The 20,626-nt window shown below is 69.2% G+C and carries 18 protein-coding genes; 8 read left to right on the top strand and 10 right to left on the bottom strand.

Going from position 1 to position 20,626, the window contains the following annotated elements:
• Positions 1-72 precede the first annotated feature (72 nt).
• The 6 genes from F9C11_RS36725 to ppgK all read right to left on the bottom strand — a co-directional run bounded on the left by F9C11_RS36725 (position 73) and on the right by ppgK (position 8,992).
• Entirely contained in the window at positions 73-1,770 is a 1,698-nt protein-coding gene (locus F9C11_RS36725) for an ABC transporter family substrate-binding protein (RefSeq protein WP_409181939.1), read from the bottom strand.
• A 40-nt stretch (positions 1,771-1,810) separates the two neighbouring features.
• On the bottom strand, positions 1,811-3,943 hold the full coding sequence (locus tag F9C11_RS36720; RefSeq protein ID WP_409181938.1) for a dipeptide ABC transporter ATP-binding protein: 2,133 nt from the start codon (positions 3,941-3,943) through the stop codon (positions 1,811-1,813).
• Positions 3,944-3,977: 34 nt separating this feature from the next.
• Complete coding sequence (locus F9C11_RS36715; protein WP_409181937.1) at positions 3,978-4,985, bottom strand: ABC transporter permease; 1,008 nt, start codon at positions 4,983-4,985, stop codon at positions 3,978-3,980.
• Positions 4,985-5,962, bottom strand: coding sequence for an ABC transporter permease (locus tag F9C11_RS36710; protein ID WP_409181936.1), 978 nt, complete (start codon positions 5,960-5,962; stop codon positions 4,985-4,987). Before F9C11_RS36710 ends, F9C11_RS36715 begins: the two co-directional genes overlap by 1 nt.
• 615 nt (positions 5,963-6,577) lie before the next feature.
• Complete coding sequence (locus F9C11_RS36705) at positions 6,578-8,008, bottom strand: RNA polymerase sigma factor (protein WP_409181935.1); 1,431 nt, start codon at positions 8,006-8,008, stop codon at positions 6,578-6,580.
• 222 nt (positions 8,009-8,230) lie between these two features.
• Complete coding sequence (gene ppgK, locus F9C11_RS36700) at positions 8,231-8,992, bottom strand: polyphosphate--glucose phosphotransferase (RefSeq protein ID WP_409181934.1); 762 nt, start codon at positions 8,990-8,992, stop codon at positions 8,231-8,233.
• 64 nt (positions 8,993-9,056) lie between these two features.
• Here ppgK and F9C11_RS36695 point away from each other — a divergent pair, with 64 nt between their 5' ends.
• Complete coding sequence (locus F9C11_RS36695; RefSeq protein ID WP_409181933.1) at positions 9,057-9,893, top strand: inositol monophosphatase family protein; 837 nt, start codon at positions 9,057-9,059, stop codon at positions 9,891-9,893.
• A gap of 54 nt (positions 9,894-9,947) precedes the next feature.
• On the opposite strand, the gene cei is transcribed toward F9C11_RS36695, so the two are convergent.
• Entirely contained in the window at positions 9,948-10,631 is a 684-nt protein-coding gene (gene cei / locus F9C11_RS36690; protein ID WP_409181932.1) for an envelope integrity protein Cei, read from the bottom strand.
• A 509-nt stretch (positions 10,632-11,140) separates the two neighbouring features.
• On the opposite strand from cei, the gene F9C11_RS36685 reads away from it, so the two are divergent.
• Complete coding sequence (locus tag F9C11_RS36685) at positions 11,141-11,449, top strand: DUF4193 domain-containing protein (RefSeq protein WP_013224476.1); 309 nt, start codon at positions 11,141-11,143, stop codon at positions 11,447-11,449.
• A 250-nt stretch (positions 11,450-11,699) separates the two neighbouring features.
• Here F9C11_RS36685 and F9C11_RS36680 read toward each other — a convergent pair whose 3' ends face one another.
• Positions 11,700-12,185, bottom strand: coding sequence for a DUF3093 domain-containing protein (locus F9C11_RS36680; protein WP_409181931.1), 486 nt, complete (start codon positions 12,183-12,185; stop codon positions 11,700-11,702).
• A gap of 24 nt (positions 12,186-12,209) precedes the next feature.
• Here F9C11_RS36680 and dut point away from each other — a divergent pair, with 24 nt between their 5' ends.
• The 4 genes from dut to F9C11_RS36660 all read left to right on the top strand — a co-directional run bounded on the left by dut (position 12,210) and on the right by F9C11_RS36660 (position 15,603).
• On the top strand, positions 12,210-12,713 hold the full coding sequence (dut, locus tag F9C11_RS36675) for a dUTP diphosphatase (RefSeq protein WP_409181930.1): 504 nt from the start codon (positions 12,210-12,212) through the stop codon (positions 12,711-12,713).
• Complete coding sequence (locus F9C11_RS36670) at positions 12,713-13,369, top strand: DUF3710 domain-containing protein (RefSeq protein WP_409181929.1); 657 nt, start codon at positions 12,713-12,715, stop codon at positions 13,367-13,369. The genes dut and F9C11_RS36670 overlap by 1 nt, the downstream gene beginning before the upstream one ends.
• Before the next feature lie 1,097 nt (positions 13,370-14,466).
• Positions 14,467-14,847, top strand: coding sequence for an OB-fold nucleic acid binding domain-containing protein (locus tag F9C11_RS36665; protein WP_009075573.1), 381 nt, complete (start codon positions 14,467-14,469; stop codon positions 14,845-14,847).
• Between the two features lie 9 nt (positions 14,848-14,856).
• Positions 14,857-15,603, top strand: a complete 747-nt coding sequence (locus tag F9C11_RS36660) for a DUF3159 domain-containing protein (RefSeq protein ID WP_409181928.1) — start codon at positions 14,857-14,859, stop codon at positions 15,601-15,603.
• A 52-nt stretch (positions 15,604-15,655) separates the two neighbouring features.
• Here F9C11_RS36660 and F9C11_RS36655 read toward each other — a convergent pair whose 3' ends face one another.
• Positions 15,656-16,312 carry a TrkA family potassium uptake protein gene (locus F9C11_RS36655; RefSeq protein ID WP_009075577.1) on the bottom strand — a complete coding sequence of 219 codons (657 nt, stop codon included), beginning with the start codon at positions 16,310-16,312 and terminating at the stop codon, positions 15,656-15,658.
• Positions 16,312-16,977, bottom strand: a complete 666-nt coding sequence (locus F9C11_RS36650; RefSeq protein ID WP_037368111.1) for a TrkA family potassium uptake protein — start codon at positions 16,975-16,977, stop codon at positions 16,312-16,314. Before F9C11_RS36650 ends, F9C11_RS36655 begins: the two co-directional genes overlap by 1 nt.
• 163 nt (positions 16,978-17,140) lie before the next feature.
• Between F9C11_RS36650 and F9C11_RS36645 the strand changes: the two genes are divergently transcribed.
• Together F9C11_RS36645 and F9C11_RS36640 are read left to right on the top strand one after the other, a co-directional pair.
• Positions 17,141-19,189 carry an APC family permease gene (locus F9C11_RS36645; protein ID WP_409181927.1) on the top strand — a complete coding sequence of 683 codons (2,049 nt, stop codon included), beginning with the start codon at positions 17,141-17,143 and terminating at the stop codon, positions 19,187-19,189.
• Entirely contained in the window at positions 19,186-20,376 is a 1,191-nt protein-coding gene (locus F9C11_RS36640) for a class I SAM-dependent RNA methyltransferase (RefSeq protein ID WP_409181926.1), read from the top strand. Before F9C11_RS36645 ends, F9C11_RS36640 begins: the two co-directional genes overlap by 4 nt.
• The last annotated feature ends 250 nt before the right edge of the window (positions 20,377-20,626 follow it).

The following is a 20,626-nucleotide window of genomic DNA, read 5'->3' as shown; positions in this document are numbered from 1 at the left end:
CTTAACCGTCCAAAAAAAGGAAGGAGCGGCGCGGGAGTCCGCGCCGCTCCTTCGATTCCCGCTAGGGGAGGATTACTTCACGAACCCGATCTTCGGGTAGTCGTACGGGTTGTTCGCGTAGCCCGGCGAACCGAAGTTGCCGACCGTCTTGCGCACGGCGAACGCGCCGACCGACTGGAAGATCGGAAGCTGGTGGCCCAGCGCCCAGATCTCCTTGTCCGCGGCGTTGATGTCCGCGGCCCGCTTCGTGTCGTCCAGTTCCTGCGCGGCGGCGTCGAGCAGCTGGTTTTCCTTGTCGCTGCCGATCCGGCCGTAGTTCTGGTTGACGTTCTTCGGGTCGAGGTAGTAGATGCCCTTGCTGCCGCCGATCGGGAACGAGTTCGAGATCCAGCGGAACAGCGTGAGGTCGAAGTTGCCGACGTTGACGTAGTTCTTGAAGAACTCGGTCGACGGGACGGCCACGATGTCGATGCCGACGCCGATCGCCTTCAGCTGCGACTGCAGGATCTGCGCGGTCTGCTGGCTGATCGGGGTGCCGGTCGGGATCACCAGGCGCAGCTTGAGCTGCTTGCCGTCCTTGGCGCGCAGGTCGCCGGACTGCTTCCAGCCCAGCTTGTCCAGCTCCGCCTTGGCCGCGTTCTGGTCGAACTTGTACGGGCCGCTGTTGTCCTCGTAGGTCTTGGAGCCCTTGAGGAACAGGTGGTTGCCGATCGGCGTGGTGTCCTTCTGCATCTGGCCGAGGATCGACTTCGCGATGGTCACCGTGTCGACGCCGCGCATGACCGCCAGCCGCAGGTCCTTGTCCGCGAGGATCGAGGACGGGGCGCCGTTGAGCGTCATGTGCGTGTAGTCGGGGTAGGCCGACTGGCGCACGACCGCGTTCGGGTCCGCCTGGGCCCGCTTGAACGCGTTGATGTCGTTGTTCAGCGGGTAGAAGTCGATCTGCCCGTTGGCGAACGCGTCCGCCAGCGCCGGCCGGTCCACGACCTTGTAGGTCACGGTGTCCAGCTTCGGCTTGTCGCCCCACCAGTTCGGGTCGCGCTCGAACACCGCGGTCTTGGCGGTGTAGTCCACGCTCTTGATCTTGAACGGACCCGCGGTGATCTGCGCCTTCTGCGCCCAGCCCTTGTTGAAGGTGTTGGCGTCGGCCATCGCCTCCTTCGGGTACAGCGGCGAGAACAGCGACTTCCACTCCGCGAACTTCTTCGCGAAGGTGACCTTGACGTCGAGGTCGTCAGCGCCCTTCTCGACCTTGGCGATGTCCTCGTAGCCGGTGGTGCTGGAGACCTGGTAGGCGGTGTCCTTGCCGGTCAGCGCCTTCGCCATGGCGGCGAAGTCCTCCCAGGAGAACTGGCGCCCGTTGCTCCACTTGGCCTTCGGGTTGATCTTGTACTCGATGACCTGCGGGTCCTGGCTGACGATCTCGGCCGAGGTCAGGTAGTTCTTGTCGATGCCGACCGTCGCGTCCGCGTTCTGCGGGAACGGGTAGGGCAGGATCGCGCCGAACATGCTCGCGCCGTCCAGGACGGTGCCGTCGACCTGGTAGTAGTTCCAGTTGTCCGGCAGCTGGTCGACCGGCCACTTGAAGTCGCCGCCGTCCTTCAGCTTGTCCAGCGGCTGCTCGTTGATGTCCGCGGTCTTGACGGCGGACGAGCCGGTGTCCTGCAGGTTCTTGTCGCCGCCGCCGCCGCCGCTGCCGCCGCCGCAGGCGGCGAGCAGGAGCCCCAGAGCGGCAACGGGGGCCACGATCGCGGCCATTCTCCGTCGCATGTGTTTACCTTCCTTCTTCTGGTGTGCCAACGGATCGTGGCTACACGACTTCGCGGGTTTTGGCGTAGTGGCACGCCACGTCGTGGTCCTGCGCGCGGGATTCGCGCGGAGGTTCGACGTCGACGCACTTGCGCTTGTCCTCTTCGGACAGTTGCGAGAAAACGAAACAGCGGGTCCGGAACCGGCAGCCCGACGGCGGGTTCGCCGGGCTGGGCAGGTCGCCGGTGAGGATGATCCGGCCGCGCTCGCGTTCCTTGGCCGGGTCCGGGATCGGGATCGCGGACAGCAGCGCCTGCGTGTACGGATGCTGCGGCGCCTCGAAAACCGTGCGGACGTCGCCGATCTCCACGATCTTGCCGAGGTACATCACCGCCACGCGGTCGGCGATGTGCCGGACCACCGACAGGTCGTGCGCCACGAACAGGTACGACAGGCCCAGCTTGGCCTTCAGCTCGTCCAGCAGGTTGATCACGCCGGCCTGGATCGACACGTCGAGCGCGGACACCGGCTCGTCGAGCACGATCAGCTTCGGCTCCAGCGCGAGCGCCCGCGCGATGCCGATGCGCTGGCGCTGCCCGCCGGAGAACTCCGCCGGGTACCGGTCGGCGTGCTCGGCGCGCAGGCCGACCAGTCCGAGCAGTTCCGGCACGCGCTGGTCGATCCGCTCCTTCGAGAACCCGTGCGTCACCATCGGTTCGGCGATGATGTCGCCGATCGGCAGCCGGGGGTCGAGCGCGGCCATCGGGTCCTGGAAGACCACCTGCAGGTCGCGGCGGATCGCCTTGCGGTCCTTGCCCGCGAGCTTCGCGACGTCCTTGCCGAGCACCGCGACCGAACCGTGCGACGGGGCCGCCAGTTCGAGGATCTCCATCAGCGTGGTCGACTTGCCGCAGCCGGATTCGCCGACCAGGCCGAGGGTTTCGCCTTCGACGATGTCGAAGGTGATCCCGTCCACCGCGCGCACGGTGCCGACCTTGCGCTTGAAGACGGTGCCCTTGCTGACCGCGTAGTGCTTCTGCAGGTCCCGCACGTCCAGCACGGTCGAGCGCTGGGTGCGCGGCAGGGACGCGACCGCGGCCTCCTCGATCACCTCGGCGCCGTAGACCTCGGCGGCGTCCGCTTCGGGACGGCCGAGTTCCTCGGTGCGGATGCAGGCGGCCCGGTGCGTGGTGTCGACCGGCGCGTTCGGATTGCCCGGCGTGATCGTGAACAGCTCCGGCTCAGCCGTGCGGCAGGCGTCGATCGCCAGCGGGCAGCGCGGCGCGAACGGGCAGCCCTGCGGCAGGTTCACCAGCGACGGCGGCTGACCCTCGATAGGCACCAGCGGCTGCTTCTCCCGCGCGTCGACGCGGGGGATCGAACCGAGCAGGCCCAGCGTGTACGGCATCCGCGGCTGGGCGTAGATCGTGTCGACCGGACCCTGCTCGACCGCGCGCCCGGCGTACATCACCATCAGCCGGTCGGCGAACCCGGCGACCACGCCGAGGTCGTGCGTGATGATCACGATGCCGGCGCCGGTGACCTCCTGCGCGGTCTTCAGCACCTCCAGCACCTGCGCCTGCACCGTCACGTCGAGCGCGGTGGTCGGCTCGTCGGCGATGATCAGGTCCGGGTCGTTGGCGATCGCGATCGCGATCACCGCGCGCTGGCGCATGCCGCCGGAGAACTCGTGCGGGAACGCCTTCGCCCGCGCCGCCGCGTTCGGGATGCCGACGAGGTCGAGCAGTTCGACCGCGCGGTTGTTCGCCTGCTGCTTGGTGATCGTGCCCTTGCCGTGCACCAGCAGCGCTTCGGCGATCTGCGCCCCGACGGTGTACACCGGGGTCAGCGCGGACAGCGGGTCCTGGAAGACCATCGAGATCTTCTTGCCGCGGATCTTCGACAGCTCGGTGTCGGACTTGCCGATCAGTTCGCGGTCCTGGAACCGGATCGAGCCCGAAACCCGCGCCTGCGGCGGCAGCAGCCCCATCACCGCGAGCGACGAAACCGACTTGCCGGAACCGGACTCGCCGACGATGCCGAGCACCTCGCCCGCGGCGACCTGGTAGCTCAGCCCGCGCACCGCGTGCACGCGGCCGGACTCGGATGGGAAAGACACTTCGAGGTTCGAGACCTCGAGCACGGTTCCGGTGGGCTTCTCAGTGTCCACGGTCAGCTCGAGTGCGCTGCTCATTCCGCCTCCGCGGTGAAAAGTACGTCGGCGGTGCTCATGCTTCTGCTCCCACGGTCTGCGTCGAGGCGGTCGACTTGGTCTTTTCTTCGATCCGCTTGCGTTCCTTGCGCCGCGAACGGCTGGACGACGGGTCGAGCGCGTCGCGCAGGCCGTCGCCGACGAAGTTCACCGCGAGCACGGTGAACACCAGGAAGCCAGCCGGGATGTAGAACAGCCACGGGAACGTCCGGACCGCGTCGGAGCCCGCCGAGATCAGCGTGCCCAGCGAAACGTCCGGGGCCTGCACGCCGAAGCCGAAGAACGACAGCGACGTCTCCATGATGATCGCGACGCCGACGTTGATCGTCGCGTCGATGATCAGCAGCGACGCCATGTTCGGCACGATGTGCTTGAAGATGATCCGCCACGGGGACTGGCCCATGAACTTCGCGGCCTTCACGAACTCGCGTTCGCGCAGCGTCAGCGTCATGCCGCGGACGATCCGGGCGGTGATCATCCACTGGAACAGCGCGATCAGGCCGACCAGGATCAGCCAGGTCTTGCCGCGGAAGGCCGGCGACAGGATCGAGATGATCAGGAACGGCGGCAGGATCAGCAGCAGGTCGACGACCCACATCGACACCCGGTCGGTCCAGCCGCCGAAGTACCCGGCCGCGGAGCCGACGATCGAGGCCACGCCGGTGGAGAACAGCGCGGCCAGCAGGCCGATGGTGAGCGACTTCTGCAGCCCGCGCATGGTCTGCGCGAACATGTCGCCGCCGATCTGGTTGGTGCCGAACCAGTGCGTGCCGTCCGGCGGCATCAGCGTCGCGGCCGGGTCGAGTTCGTCGTAGCCCCACGGCGAATACCAGCTGTAGGTGAACGCCAGCACGTAGAACAGCAGGATGACGACGAGCCCGACGAGCGCCAGTTTGTTGCGGAAGAACCGGCGGGCGACGAGCTTGCCGCGGCTGGAGGACTTCCCGCCCTGCTGCTCGGTTGCCGTGTCGGTGGCGGCGACGGCCGAATCGGCGAGGTCGGCCTCGTTCAATGGGGCGGCCATCAGATCCTCACCCTCGGGTCGAGCGCGGCGTAGAGCACGTCCGCGAGCCAGCCGGCGAGCAGCACGCAGATCGCGATGAACAGGGTCACGGTGGTGACGATGTTGGTGTCCTGCTTCTGGATGCCGGTCACCAGCCAGTCGCCCATGCCGTACCAGCCGAAGATCTTCTCGGTGAAGACGCCGCCGGTGATGAGCAGGCCGAAGCCGAACGCGAACAGCGTCGCCATCGGGATCAGCGCGGTGCGCAGGCCGTGCTTGAACAGCGCGCGCCTGCGGGTGAGGCCCTTGGCCTGCGCGGTGCGCAGGAAGTCCGAGCCGAGCACGTCGAGCATCGCCGAACGCTGGTAGCGGCTGTAGTAGGCGACCTGGGTCAGCACGATCGCCAGGGTCGGCACGATGATGTGCTGCAGCCGGTCGAGCAGGACGTCGCCGAAACCGCCGTCGACCGCGCCGCCCTCGCCCTGCACGATGAAGAACTGGTAGCCGTCGAGCAGGTTGTCGTTGACCGACTGCGCGCCCGCCTTGAGGATCGTGGCGATCACGAACACCGGCGTCGACAGCACCACGAAGGAGAACGTGGTGGCGATGTAGTCGCTGACCTTGTACTGCCGGATCGCGCTGACCACGCCGACGAGCACGCCGATGATGATGCCGATGGTGATCCCGAGCAGGAACAGCCGCAGGCTCACGCCCGCGCGGCGGAACAGCTCGTCGGTGATCGCCTGATCGGCGACGGTGCGGCCGAAGTCGCCCTGGAAGACGCCGCCCAGCCAGGTGAAGAACCGGTGCGGGATCGCCTGGTCCAGGTGCAGCTCGGCGGCCTTCGCGTCGATGGTCGCCTGCGGGGCGGGCGGGTTGCGCAGCTTGAGCGCGTCCAGCGGGCTGAAGGACAGCGACGCCAGGGAGAACGCCGCGAAGGTCGCGACGAGGCAGAGGGCGATGTAGTTGACGAGTCTGCGGAGGAGGAACCCGATCACAGTTGCCTCGCTTCACCGGGGCCGGAGGATCCGCTCCGCGCCGCCGGGCATCCCTGGCTCGCTCGCGATTGAGTTTTCGTCGAAAACACTGGGCGGTGCTGCCTTCCAATACTGACGCTCGTTGTGGGCGCAGCCTAATGGCGATCAGCCGTTGCGATCTTCGTTTTCAGGCAACCAAACAATCACGATTTCCGGCGCGAGGGGGAGAACAACCGACTTTAGCCTCTTGCCGGGGGCCCGCTGTCGCTTTGGGTGCGCGACCGTGCACCGGGGATGAGTATTCCGGAACGGTTCCGGGGTTCCGGGTGAACGGTTGTGAACGGGAAACGGACACGCGTGCAACGACCAAGGCTCGGAAGGTCCGCGGAGTCGCACGTTCGGGCGCCCGTTCGCCCGCCGGGATTCACCCCGTGGATTCCCCTTGCGCCGCAGCGTAATTCGCATCGAGGCGCGCGTCGCCGGGTTTTCGGGACTTGTCCGGCGTCCACTGTGGCCGGCCGAAGGAAGGATTTCGCGGAAATGCCGGACCGGTTCTCGCGCGGGCGTTGTCGCTAAACGCGGAAACCCCGCCGCCGCGTAGTGCGGGGCGGGGTTTCTCGCGAGAGGGGAAGCGGCTCAGTCGAGGTAGTCGCGCAGGACCTGCGAACGCGACGGGTGGCGCAGCTTCGACATCGTCTTCGACTCGATCTGCCGGATCCGCTCGCGCGTGACCCCGTACACCTGGCCGATCTCGTCGAGGGTGCGCGGCTGGCCGTCGGTGAGGCCGAAGCGCAGCCGGACCACGCCCGCCTCGCGCTCGGACAGCGTCTGCAGCACCGACTGGAGCTGGTCCTGCAGCAGCGTGAACGACACCGCGTCGACCGCGACGACCGCCTCGGAGTCCTCGATGAAGTCGCCGAGCTGCGAATCGCCCTCGTCGCCGATGGTCTGGTCCAGCGAGATCGGCTCGCGCGCGTACTGCTGGATCTCCAGGACCTTCTCCGGCGAGATGTCCATTTCCTTGGCGAGTTCTTCCGGGGTCGGCTCGCGGCCGAGGTCCTGAAGCAGCTCGCGCTGGATGCGGCCCAGCTTGTTGATGACCTCGACCATGTGCACCGGGATGCGGATGGTGCGCGCCTGGTCGGCCATCGCGCGGGTGATCGCCTGGCGGATCCACCACGTGGCGTACGTGGAGAACTTGTAGCCCTTGGTGTAGTCGAACTTCTCCACCGCGCGGATCAGGCCGAGGTTGCCCTCCTGGATCAGGTCCAGGAACGCCATGCCGCGGCCGGTGTAGCGCTTGGCCAGCGACACCACGAGCCGGAGGTTCGCCTCCAGCAGGTGGTTCTTGGCCCGCTCGCCGTCGCGCACGATCCACTTGAGGTCGCGGCGCATCTGGGTGACGAGCTTCTCGCCCTCCTCCTCGGCGGTGCGCACGCGCTCGGCGGCGTAGAGCCCGGCCTCGATCCGCTTGGCGAGCTCCACCTCCTCCTCGGCGTTCAGCAGCGCGACCTTGCCGATCTGCTTGAGGTAGGCGCGGACCGAGTCGGCCGACGCGGTGAGCTCGGCGTCCTTGCGCGCCTGGCGCAGCGCCTCGGACTCCTCCTCGTCCCACACGAAGTCCGGGTTGTCCGAGGACTTGCCGCCCTTGTCGGCCGCGGCCGCGCGGCGGCGCGCCGCGGTCGAGGAAGCCGCGCCCGCGGTCCCGTCGGCCGCTTCGGCCTCGTCCTCGGTGTCGTCGTCCTCGTCGTCGTCGGGCTCGTCGTTGACCGTCTCGTCGACGACGTCGACCTCGACCTCTTCGAGATCGGACAGGTCCGGGCTGTCGAGTTCGGCCTCGTCGAGGTCGACCGGGCCGTCGGGATCGCCGTCGTCGGTCTTCGGACCCTTCGCGGCGGCCTTCTTCGCCGGAGCCTTCTTGGCCGGAGTCTTCTTCGCGCCCGCCGGCTTCGCGGCGGTCTTGCGCGCCGGGGACTTCGCCGCTCCGGTGGCTGCCTCGTCGGCCGGCTCGCCGGCTTCGGTCGCTGTCTTCGTCCCGCCTCGGGTTGCGGTTCTTGCGGCTGCCACTTACGCCCTTTCGCAGCGGTCGATCATGACGAGCCGAGATGTCGCCACCTCAGCTGCCTCACATTCGGGGAACACGCCTCGGCCTGCGGTTTTGCCTCCGCAGCTCCTGCGCCGTGTTCCATTGTAACGACGCCGGCCCACTGCGTCGCGAAGCGATCACCCTCCGGCCCCCTTCCCGGCGCCTCGCGGTGACCGGTCCGAGACCCGGCGCGGACCTCCTCGTCAGTGCCCGGCGCCCTCCGCGGCGGCCGCGGCGGCCCCGACGATGCCCGCGTTGTTCTGCAGCGACGCGACGACCACCGGGGTGCGGATGTCGAGCAGCGGCACCCACTTCTCGGCCTTCTTGCTGACGCCGCCGCCGACGATGAACAGGTCCGGCCAGATCAGGTTCTCCAGCACCGTGAGGTACCGGTGCACCCGCTTGGCCCACTGCGGGTACGACAGGCCCTCGTTGTCCTTCACCGAAGCGGCGGCGCGTTTTTCCGCGTCGTGGCCGTCGACCTCCAGATGGCCGAATTCGGTGTTGGGCACGAGCTTGCCGTCGTGGAACAGCGCGCTGCCGATTCCGGTGCCGAAGGTGAGCAGCGCGGTCACGCCGGTGCGCGCGGCCGGGTCGCCGAAGCGGATCTCGGCGAGGCCGGCGGCGTCGGCGTCGTTGAGCATCGTGACTTCCTCGACGCTCTTGCCGAGCCGCTTCGCGAACAGCGCCTCGGCGTCCGTGCCGATCCACTTGTGGTCGATGTTGGCCGCGGTGTGCGCGGTGCCCTTCTTGACCACCGCGGGAAGCGTCACGCCGACCGGGCCGTCCCATTCCGCCGCGCGGACGATCTCGGCGACGACGTCCGCCACCGCGTCCGGCGTCGACGGCTGCGGAGTTTCGATCCGGTGCCGGTCCCCGATGAGCTGTCCCTGTTCCAAATCGACCAGCGCGCCCTTGATCCCGCTGCCGCCGATGTCGATTCCGAAGCCTCGGGTCGCCGTCACTGACGTGGTCCCTTCTCGCACGATTCAGAAGTCTGCTGCGGAGACTTTAACCGGATGTGGTGACATGGCGGGCGTGGGAGTTGACGAGGCGATGCTGAACGACCTGAAGACCACCGCCGAACAGGTCGCGGTCGAGGCCGCGCACCTGGTCCGGACGGCGTGGGCGCGGATGCGGTCCGGCGGCGAGGTCGCGGTGGACACCAAGTCGGCGGAGACCGACGTGGTGACGGCGGTGGACCGGGAGTCGGAGGAACTGGTCCGCGCCCGGCTGGAGCGGATCCGGCCCGGGGAACCGGTGCTCGGCGAGGAAGGCGGGGGAGCGGGCGGCGGCGCTTCCGGAGGGGTCGTCTGGGTGGTCGACCCGATCGACGGAACGGTCAATTTCCTTTACGGCTTGCCGGCCTTCGCGGTGTCGGTCGCGGCGCAGATCGACGGGGTGTCGGTCGCCGGGGCGGTGGTGGAACCGGTGAGCGGGCGGCGCTGGACGGCGGTCCGCGGCGGCGGCGCGTGGCTCGACGGCGCCCGGCTGTCGGTGTCGTCGGCGGACCGGCTGGACCTGGCGCTCGTCGGGATGGGGTTCTCCTACGCGCGGGACCGCCGCGTCCGGCAGGGCAAGCTGACCGCGGACCTGGTCGGCCGGGTGCGCGACATCCGCCGCCGGGGCGCGGCTTCGCTCGACCTGTGCGCGGTCGCCGCAGGATGGATGGACGGGTATTTCGAGCACGGTCTGCACCGCTGGGACTGGGCTGCCGGGGCGCTGGTGGCGCGGGAGGCGGGCGCGACCGTGCTGCTGCCGGGCGAAGCGCCGGAGCTGGGGGAGGACGCGACGTTCACGGCCGCGCCGGGAATCGCGGCGGAATTGCGCGCGGCGCTGGTCGAGGGCGGCGCGGCGGAAGTGTGACCGGCTCGTGAGTGCTGATCCCGGTTAGAACCGGGATCAGCACTCACGAGGGAGTCAGCAGGTGACGGCGCGCGCCGAGGCCAGCAGCGTCTGGTCGAGCACTGGCGCGTTGGGGCCGGCGGACTGCTCGCTGCTGCCGCCGCCCTGGTGCGCCTGCGACCAGGCGGTGAGCTGCTTGAGGATCTTGACCGCCTCGGGCCGCGGCTGGATGTCGGTGAAGAGCTTGCCGGTGGCGAGGTCGACGCTGGCGTCCTTGCGGGTGTCGCGGACCAGCTCGGCGCACGGGACGACCAGGCTGACCGTGCGGGCCGCGGCGGCCCCGTTGTCGCCGTACCGGATCTGGCCGCGGCAGCGCGCGTCGCCTTTCGGGTACGCCGGGTCGTTGCCGGGATCGCCGATCGCGGTGAAGCCGAGGTCGCGCAGCGCGTTGGTGGCGATGCTGCCCTGCCCGCGCGTGCTGCTCGCGTTGAGCACCTTCAGCGCGATCTTGTCCGGCGGCATCGGAGAGCGGTCGTCCAGGCCGTTGTGCGGGACCGAGGTGTAAGTGATCCCCGGCGGGGCCTTGGGTTCCGGGCTGCAGCGGACCGCCTCGTCGACGTCCCCGCGGCCGACCACGGCGTTGACCCAGACGAACACCGCGCCGAGCGCGAGCACGCCGATCACGATCAACGCGGGCAGCGGACGGTGCTTGCGATAAGGCCGCGCACCACGGTTCCCCGCCCCGTTCCCCGACGCCACCTGCCCCGTCCCTTCCCCTCGCAGAACCGGCCGCGGTCGCCCCGCCGCGCCTCGCGGTAACCGCCAGCGTACGCACCGGCGTGGTAGCCGGTGAGCCTAGGCGCTGTTCGCGACGCGCGGTGTCGCGGGTCACCTTCACCCGTTCCGCGTAATGCCCCTCCGGGCCGATCGCACCACGGACGGCTCCGCCCGGGCAAGCGGACCCGGCCGCCAGGTGATGTTCGCGACGGCCGGGCAACCCGAACGGAGGACAGGCGTCTCACCTGCGCGTTCCCCCTCCCGGGTGACGCTGGTCCGGCAATGTCCGACTCGGTGCGAGGCGCGCCCGGCGGTGAGCTACCCTTCCCGGGCTCCGGCCGCAGAACGAGGTCAACCAGGTTGAGACCTGGGTCACTCGCGGGCCGGGCACAAACAGGGGCGCTGGAACGTTGACCAGCGGCACGACCGGTATCGGGCGCCTCCGGAACCGGTGCAGGACGACACGCTGAATCGCAGGGGTGAGGGACACCATGGCTACCGACTACGACGCTCCGCGCCGCAGCGAAGCCGACGAGCTGGCCGAAGACTCGTTGGAGGAGCTGAAGGCCCGGCGGAACGAGAACCAGTCCGGCGTCGTCGACGTCGACGAGGACGCGACCGCGGAGAACTTCGAACTTCCCGGCGCGGACCTTTCCGGGCTCTCCGGGGAAGACATGACCGTGAAGGTCGTGCCGAAGCAGGCGGACGAGTTCACCTGCTCGGTGTGCTTCCTGGTGCACCACCGGAGCAGGCTCGCCGAGGACAACGGCGGGCGGCTGATCTGCCGCGATTGCGCCTGACCTAGGGATTTTCCAGGGGAGATTCACGGGGTCAGCGGTTCGCGGTCTGGGGATGACCGGGTAAGCACGGGGGTCGGCCGGTTGGCCGGCCCCCTTACTCGTTGTTCGGGGGTTCGGCTCGTCGCCTGGCGGCGACGTTGCGGCCGGGTGACGCCCCACCACCCCGAAGCCCAATTGTGCAGGGAGGCTTCGTATCGGGGTGGCGGGCGCGGGCTGGGTGCTTGGAGTTTGGGTGCGCTGGTTCCGGTTTTTACGCGTGGTTGCGGAGCAGCTCTGTGACTCGCTGTGGTTTGCGGGTGCTGAAGAGCCAGTACGGGGTCGGGTCGGCTGGGTCGGTCAGGGTGATGCGGATCGCCGGGCCTACCCAGCCTCGGTGGAGGACGAAGGCGGCGGGGTCTGCGTCACGGCCCAGGGCGTGGCGTTTCGCGTCTTTTTCCACGACCGTGATGTCGCCGACGTAGCGCAGCGGCAGGTGGGCGTCGCCGACCCAGAGTTCGGGGTCGTCGCCTGCGGTGATCTTGATTTTCGCCCGTCCGAGAGAGAGCAGGAGGGCGGCCATGACCGGGACGGCGACGGCCAGCGGGATCCACATCGGGACGGACGGGTAGCCCAGGTGGACTTCGACGCCGAGCAGGATCGCTCCGGCCATCGGCAGGGGCCAGCCCCACCACGGCAGGTAGAGCCGTTCGGAGTGTGCGACGACGCCCGTCGCGGCGGTGTTCACGCGGTCAGCCACACCGCAAGGGTAGTCTCGCCGCCCGTGTCCAGCGTTCAGGTCCTCCTCCAGCGGCTCGACCCCGAAGTCCCGCCGCCCGCCTATGCCCGGCCCGGCGACGCCGGGGCCGATCTCGTCACCACCTCGGATATCGTGCTCGGGCCCGGCGAGCGCGGGGTCGTCGGCACCGGGGTCGCGATCGCGCTGCCTCCCGGGTACGCCGGGTTCGTGCACCCGCGCTCCGGGCTCGCGGCGCGCGTCGGATTGTCGGTGGTCAACACTCCCGGCACGATCGACTCGGGCTACCGCGGCGAGATCAAAGTCTGCCTCGTCAACCACGACCCGCGCGAGAAAATCGTGCTGGCGCGCGGCGACCGGATCGCGCAGCTGGTGGTGCAGAGAGTGGAGCACGCGGAGTTCGTCGAGGTCGCCGAACTCGAACCGACCGAACGCGGCGCGGGAGGTTACGGCTCGACCGGCGGACACGCCACACTGGCACCCGGCGCCGGAGACACCGGCGCGGGCACCGGGGAAGGAACGGAACGATAGTGGGGATTTTCGGACGCAAGCGCCGGTCCGGCGACGACGAGACCGGAGGCGTCGCTTCCGGGCGCGAAAGCGTCGAAGCCGACGACGCGCTCGAACCCGAGGACCAGCTGTCGGAGACAACCGACGGCCCGTTCGACGTCAGCGAGGCCGAAGAAGACGGCATCCCGCGCATCGACCTGGGCTCGGTCCGCGTACCGGTGCCCGACGGTTCGCAGGTGCAGGTCGAAATGGACCCGGAGGAAGGCGGCGTGCGCGCGGTGCACGTCGTGACGGAAGTCGGGCAGATCACCGTCAGCGCCTATGCGGCCCCGAAATCCGGCGGCCTGTGGCGCGAAGTGAGCAACGAATTGGCGGACCAGCTCCGCGCGGACGGCGCGAAGGTCAACGTCGGCCGAGGCGAATGGGGCATGGAACTGTCCGCGATCGTCGGCGACGTAGCCCTGCGCTTCGTAGGCGTAGACGGCCCGCGCTGGATGCTGCGCGGCGTAATCGCGGGCCCGCAATCCACCGCCTCGCAAGCCCCGGAAGTGCTGCGAGCGATCGTCCGCCGCACCGTAGTAGACCGAGGCAACAACCCGATGCCGGTGCGCACCCCGCTCCCCATCACCCTCCCCGACGCAGTCGCCCAGCACATCGCGGAACAACAACAAGGCTGACCGCACTCACCTCACGACAGAGGCCCTCACGGACACAATTTCCGTGAGGGCCTCCTTCACGCAGCCCCTCACGGCCCTAAACAGACACCGCTGCACCCAAACAGCGAGGCACCCACACCTCCCCCCGCCCCCGATACGAAGCCTCCCTGCGGTTCGGGGGTGCTTGTCAAGGCATCTTTCCCGCCTTGACAAGCACCCCCGAACCGTCAGCACAATCAAGCTTCGGGGGCCCCACGCAACCCAACAAGGCGCAATGTCGCCCCCCAGGGCGACGAGCCGTCACCCCAACAACGCCCCCAAAAACGCCAAAACAGTCACCCTCCCCAACGCCTCCCGATCCACCCCGACAGCAGCAAGCGACGTCTCCCCATACCGCCCCCGAGGCAACGCCCCAGCCCACCCCCGCGCCACGTCAGCAGGATGAACCGGATCATCCGCACACCCCCCGACCCCGGCCGGAACCCCCACCCGCCGCAATTCCCCCAACGTCGGTGCCCGCCTCCCAGCAGCCACCCGCAACCCAGCCTCCAGCCCGCCCCCGTGCCGCCGCCAAGCCCGCCCCAGCTCCTCCCCAAGCCACCCCGGACTCCCCGCCGCCGCGGCAGCCAACGCCCCCTCGACCCCGGCATCAGCCACCAGATCCGCCGTGACCGTCGCAGCCATCGCCGCGGGCGCTGACCCGGATTCCCCGTTCCAAGCCGGGAGCGCCGCCAGCAGCCCCCCGCAACGCCCGGGATTCGCCACCGCCCACTCCGCCGCGAGATGCGCCCCGAACGAAATTCCGCCGGCGAGCACGGTCCCGTACCGGTCAGCGAGACGGTCCAGCTCCGCCAGAAACTCCTCCGCGAGACCCTCCCCGGGAACCGGCGCGGGCGTGATCAACGGCACCCCCAGCGCCGCGAGCGGCCCGCCGAACACCGACCGCACGAAGACCTCGTCGGAGCCCGTGCCGGGCAGCAGGACGGCGACCGGGAGACGGATTGCGGACGTCACGTTGCGATCTTGCCGCAAACCCGTTTCCCTGGCTGGGACCGCAGCTACGCTGGAACACGCACGGGCCGAACGAAGTCGGGGGCCCCGGAGCACAGGAGCACACCATGTCCGCCAAGGACGGCGGCTACTTCAGCCGGTTGGTTCGCAAGCTGACCAGCGACGTCGAGGACCTCGACGCCGACGAGATGTCCGAGAGGTCGGGTGCCGAAGGCGCGCAGCGCGCCTGTGACTGCCGGTCCGGCGAAGAGGTGACGGTGCTCGGGAGGCTGCGCAGCGTCGAGCTGTCGCCGACCGACGGGCCCGCCTCGCTGCAGGCGGAGCTGTTCGACGGCACGCAGGGCGTGACGCTAATCTGGCTGGGCAGGCGCCGGATTCCCGGAATCGAACCCGGCCGCACTGTCAAGGTCCGCGGCCGGATGGCCGAAAGGGATGGGCAGAAGGTGCTCTACAACCCGTATTACGAACTCCAGAGCCCGGTAGGGTGATCGACTCTCGTGACTGAACCCGCTGCTCCCCGCGACGAGAAGGCCGCGCCCGGAAACGGCGACGAGCCCGAGCGGCAGCCGACGCTGATGGAGCAGATGGGCGGGGTGTCCGGCCTGTTCTACTCCTCGGTGCCGGTCATCGTGTTCGTCCTGCTGAACGCGTTCTTCGGGCTCACCGTGGCGATCTGGGGCTCGATCGGCAGCGCGGTGGCGATCACCGTCCTGCGCGTCGTGCGCAAGGAACCGCTGCAGCCGGCGATCTCGGGGTTCTTCGGCGTCGCGATCGCGGCGTTCATCGCGTTCCGCACCGGGTCCGCGAAGGGGTTCTTCCTCTTCGGCATCTGGGCCAGCCTCGCCTACTGCGCCGTGTTCGTGATCTCGGTGCTGGTGCGCTGGCCGCTGGCGGGCGTCGTGTGGAACGCGCTCAACGGCAACGGCACCGCCTGGCGCAAGGACAAGCCGTCCCGCTACGGCTACGACGTCGCGACGCTCGCGATGGCCGTCATCTTCGCCGCCCGGTTCGTGGTGCAGCGCTGGCTGTACGACGGCGACCAGACCGGCTGGCTCGCGTTCGCCAAGATCGCGATGGGCTACCCGCTCTACGCGATCGGGCTGCTGGTGGTCGTGTGGGCGGTGCGCCGCTCCGACAAGCGGCTGAAGGCGCTCGCGGAGGAAGAGCCGACGCCGGAAACCGACGAGCAGGTGGAAGCGCGGCTGCGGGAAAAGTACGCGCAGGCGCCGACTCCGGAAACCTGATCCGGTGCACGAAAAAGGGCGGGCCCGTCGCGGGCCCGCCCTTTTTCGCGGTTCAGTAGCCGAGCGCCGTGCGGATCTCGGGTTCGACGTCCGAGGTCGCGACGAACAGCAGCTCGTCGCCCGCCTCCAGCGGGTCCTCCGGCTGCGGCACGATCACCCGGTCGCCGCGCAGGATGGTCACCAGCGCCGCGTCGCGCGGCAGCGCCAGTTCGCTCACCGGCTTGCCCGCCAGCGGCGTCTCCTCCGGCAGGGTGAGTTCCACCAGGTTCGCCTGCCCCTGCCGGAACGTCATGAGCCGCACCAGGTCGCCGACGCTCACCGCCTCCTCGACCATCGCGGCGAGCATCCGCGGGGTCGACACGGCCACGTCGACGCCCCACGCGTCGGTGAACAGCCATTCGTTGGCCGGGTTGTTCACCCGCGCCACCACGCGCCGCACGGCGAACTCCGTCTTCGCCAGCAGCGACACCACGAGGTTCGCCTTGTCGTCGCCGCTCGCCGCGATCACGACGTCGCAGCGCTCGATGCCGGACTCCTCGAGGATCGACACCTCGCACGCGTCGCCGAGGACCCAGTCGGCCTGCGGAACGGATTCCGGCTCGAACTGGTCGGCGTCGCGCTCGATCAGCATCACCTGGTGGTTGCCGTCGATGAGCTCGGCGGCGATGGACTGCCCGACGGCTCCCGCGCCCGCGATCGCGACCCGCATCAGTTCTCCTCCTCGGGGGCGCGAGCGGCCAGGCTCGTCACGTCTCCGACGGTGCCCGAGCGCGCCGCCACCCACACGTCGTCGTCGGCCTGCACGACGGTCTTCGCGTCCGGCAGCACGGCGGTGCCGAACCGCATCATGAACGCCACCCGCGCGCCGGTGGTCTCCTGCAGCTCGCGCACGCTGCGGCCGACCCAGCCCTCGTGCAGCGGCAGCTGCAGCAGCGCGACGTTGCCGGACGGATCGCGCCACGCGGAGGCGACGCCGTCGGGCAGCAGGGTGCGCAGGAACCGGTCGGTCGTCCACGGCACGGTCGCGACGGTCGGGATGCCCAGCCGCTCGTACACCGCGGCGCGCTTGTGGTCGTAGATGCGCGCGACCACGTGCTCGACGCCGAAGTTCTCGCGCGCGACCCGCGCGGAGATGATGTTGGAATTGTCGCCGCTCGACACGGCCGCGAAAGCGCCCGCGCGTTCGATCCCGGCTTCGATGAGCACTCGGCGGTCGAAACCGACCCCGACGACCTGCTGACCCTGGAAATCGCTGCCCAGACGGCGGAACGCCTGCTGGTTCTTGTCGATGACGGCCACGTCGTGGCCCAGCCGCTCCAGCGCCGCGGCCAGGGACGCGCCTACGCGGCCGCATCCCATGATCACCACGTGCACGCTTAGCCTCCTCGCAGGGTGCGGATGACCCGTCGGTGGGTACCCTCGGACACCAGCGCCGAACCTACCTTGTCCTTTGTCGGGGCACCCTCCCGGTCAGCTCCGCCGTCCTCCCCTCCACCGCCCTCAGCGGAGGAGCTTCGCTCCGCTGTACATTCTGCAGGTGTCGAAGTTCCCGACAGTGCTGAAGCGGCTGGTCCTAGGACGTCCGTTCCGCAGCGACCGTCTCTCCCACACCTTGTTGCCCAAGCGCATCGCGCTGCCCATTTTCGCCTCCGACGCGCTGTCCAGCGTGGCCTACGCACCGGAGGAGATCTTCCTGACGCTGAGCGTCGCGGGCCTGTCCGCGTACGCCTTCGCACCGTGGATCGGCATCGCGGTCGCGCTGGTCATGCTCGTGGTCGTCGCGTCGTACCGGCAGAACGTGCACGCGTACCCGAGCGGCGGCGGCGACTACGAGGTCGCGACGACCAACCTCGGCGGGAAATTCGGCCTGACGGTGGCGAGCGCGCTGCTGGTCGACTACGTGCTGACGGTCGCGGTGTCCACTTCGTCCGGCGTCGCGAACATCGGCTCGGCGATTCCGTGGGTGGCCAACCACAAGGTGCTCGCCGCGGTGGTGATCGTGGCCGTGCTGACCGCGCTGAATCTGCGCGGAGTGCGCGAATCCGGCAAAGCGTTCGCGATCCCGACTTACGGATTCATCGCGGGCATCCTGATCATGGTCGTCTGGGGGCTGTTCCGGACCGTCACCGGCACCGAGATGCGCGCCGAAAGCGCCGGTTTCACGCTGCACGAGGAAGGCAACTGGGCGGGCCTCGCGTTCGTCTTCCTGATCCTGCGGTCGTTCTCCTCCGGCGCGGCGGCGCTGACCGGGGTCGAGGCGATCAGCAACGGCGTGCCCGCGTTCCGGAAGCCGAAGTCGAAGAACGCGGCCACCACGCTGCTGCTGATGGGCGTGCTCGCGGTGACGATGCTCGTCGGCATCATCACGCTGGCGATCGTCACGAAGGTGAACTTCGCCGAGGACCCGGCGAGGCAGCTGGCCGGCGCGCCCGCGGGCTACGAGCAGAAGACGATCGTCGCGCAGATCGCGCACGCGGTGTTCGCCGACTTCCCGCCCGCGTTCTACTACATCTCGTTCTCCACCGGCATCATCCTGCTGCTGGCCGCGAACACCGCGTTCAACGGCTTCCCGGTGCTCGGCTCGATCCTCGCCCAGGACCGCTACCTGCCGCGGCAGCTGCACACCCGCGGCGACCGGCTGGCGTTCTCCAACGGCATCCTGTTCCTCGCGATTTTCGCGCTCGTGCTGATCATCGCGTTCGACGCCGAGGTCACCCGGCTGATCCAGCTGTACATCGTGGGCGTGTTCGTGTCGTTCACGGTGAGCCAGGCGGGCATGATCCGGCACTGGAACCGGTTGCTGGCCAAGGAGACCGAACCGGCGGCGCGGCGGCGGATGCGCCGTTCGCAGACGGTGAACGCGATCGGCCTGACCATGACCGGCACCGTGCTGGTGATCGTGCTGATCACGAAGTTCCTGCTCGGCGCGTGGATCGCGATCGCGGCGATGGTGGCGATTTTCGCGCTGATGACCGCGATCCGGAAGCACTACGACCGGGTGTCCGAGGAACTCAAGGACATGGGCGACGCGCCGACCGTGCTGCCCTCGCGCAACCACGCGATCGTGCTGGTGTCCAAATTGCACCGGCCGACGCTGCGCGCGCTGGCCTACGCGAAGGCGATGCGCCCGGACGTGCTCGAGGCGGTCACGGTCAACGTGGACGACGCCGACACCCGGGCGCTGACCCAGGAATGGGAAGCGCACAAATTCAAGGTGCCGCTGAAGGTCGTCGAATCGCCGTACCGGGAAATCACGAAGCCGGTGCTGGATTACGTGAAGCGGGTCCGCGGGGCCAACCCGCGCGACGTGGTCACGGTGTTCATCCCGGAGTACGTCGTGGGGCACTGGTGGGAACAGGTGCTGCACAACCAGAGTGCGTTGCGGCTCAAGGGAAGGCTGCTGTTCCAGCCGGGTGTGGTCGTGGCGAGCGTACCGTGGCAGCTGGAGTCGTCGCAGAAGGCGGTCGCGCGGCTGCGCAAGGCCCGCCCGTCCGCCGGCGACGTGCGGCGCGGTTTCACGCCAACGACCCCTCGTCCCGCGGACGCTCCGAAGCCAGCCCCTGCTACTAAGGAATCATCAGAATGACCGAGAGCTGGCTAGGCCGGATCCTGGAATTGGAAGTCGGCCCAGTCGCGCACGGCGGACACTGTGTGTCGCGGGTGGACGGACGAGTGCTGTTCGTGCGGCACGCGCTGCCCGGCGAACGCGTTCGCGCCGAAGTGACCGAAGACAAGGGCGGCTCGTTCTGCCGGGCCGACGCGATCGAGGTGCTCAGCGGCTCCGAACACCGGGTGACTCCGCCGTGCCCGCTCGCCGCCCCTGGCGGTTGCGGAGGGTGCGACTGGCAGCACGCCGAACCGGCCTACCAGCGGGAACTGAAGGCCGCGGTGGTGGCCGAACAGCTGCAGCGGCTCGCCGGGATCACCCGGGACGTGGTCGTGGAACCGCTCGAAGGCGGCCCGCTCGGCTGGCGCAGCCGGGTGCGGCTCGTTGCCGGACGCGACGGGCAAGCCGGTTTGCGGGCGCACCACAGCCACCGCGTCATCCCGATCGACGACTGCCCGATCGCGATCCCGGGCTCGCTCGGCACCGCGCTGGGCAAGCGCTGGCGGCCGGGCACCGAACTGGAAGTCACCAGCGACGGCGACAACCACCTCCACCTGCGCGAACTCGCCACGGTGCGCGGGCGGACGCAAGGCAAGCAGCTGTCCGGCGGGATGGCGATCCAGCACGCGGCCGGCCGCGACTGGCGGCTCGACGCGCACGGCTTCTGGCAGGTCCACCCGCGAGCGGCGGACACGCTGGCGGGCTTGGTCGGAGAATGGGCGGACGCGCCGCGCGGCGGGGTCGCCTGGGACTTGTACGCCGGGGTCGGCCTGTTCGCCTCGGTGCTGGCCGACCAGGTCGGCCCGGACGGCGAGGTGCTGGCCATCGAATCCGGCCGGCGCGCGGTGGCCGACGGCGAGCGCAACCTTGCCGACCTGCCGCAGGTGAGCTGGCGTTCCGGCCGCGTCGAACACCTCATCGACGACGCCCCGACCCCGGTCGACGTGGTGGTCCTCGACCCGCCGCGCAAGGGAGCCGGCCGAGCGGTCGTCAACGCGATCGCCGCGGGCGAACCGGACCGGATCGTCTACGTAGCCTGCGACCCGGCGGCGTTGGCGAGGGACGTGCAGTTCTTCTCGGAACACGGGTATTCGCTGACGGATCTGCGGGCGTTCGACGCGTTCCCGATGACGCATCACGTGGAGTGTGTCGCGCTGCTGCAGTGATTTTAGTGCGCCCGTTGGGCTTTGCCGCCCCTCGGCCCGGACGGGCGCACGGTTTTCCGCCGCGCTTCAGATCGCTTGTCCCGCAACGAAATCCGTGCCCTCAGCGTGACTTCGCCGGGGAGTGTTGCCGCACGGATGGTCACGATTCGGTCACGCGAGAACCTCAGCGCGCTCGCTGGCGACTGACCTGGTGTGCACCGGAGAAGGTGCGCTCCGGCAGTCGCCGGGGGACGAGGCGAGGGGTGGACGT

The sequence above is a fragment of the Amycolatopsis sp. VS8301801F10 genome, from assembly GCF_046195355.1.
Taxonomy (GTDB): Bacteria; Actinomycetota; Actinomycetes; order Mycobacteriales; family Pseudonocardiaceae; genus Amycolatopsis.
Note: the sequence above shows the minus strand (reverse complement) of the source record. Positions and strands in the feature narration are given on the sequence as shown.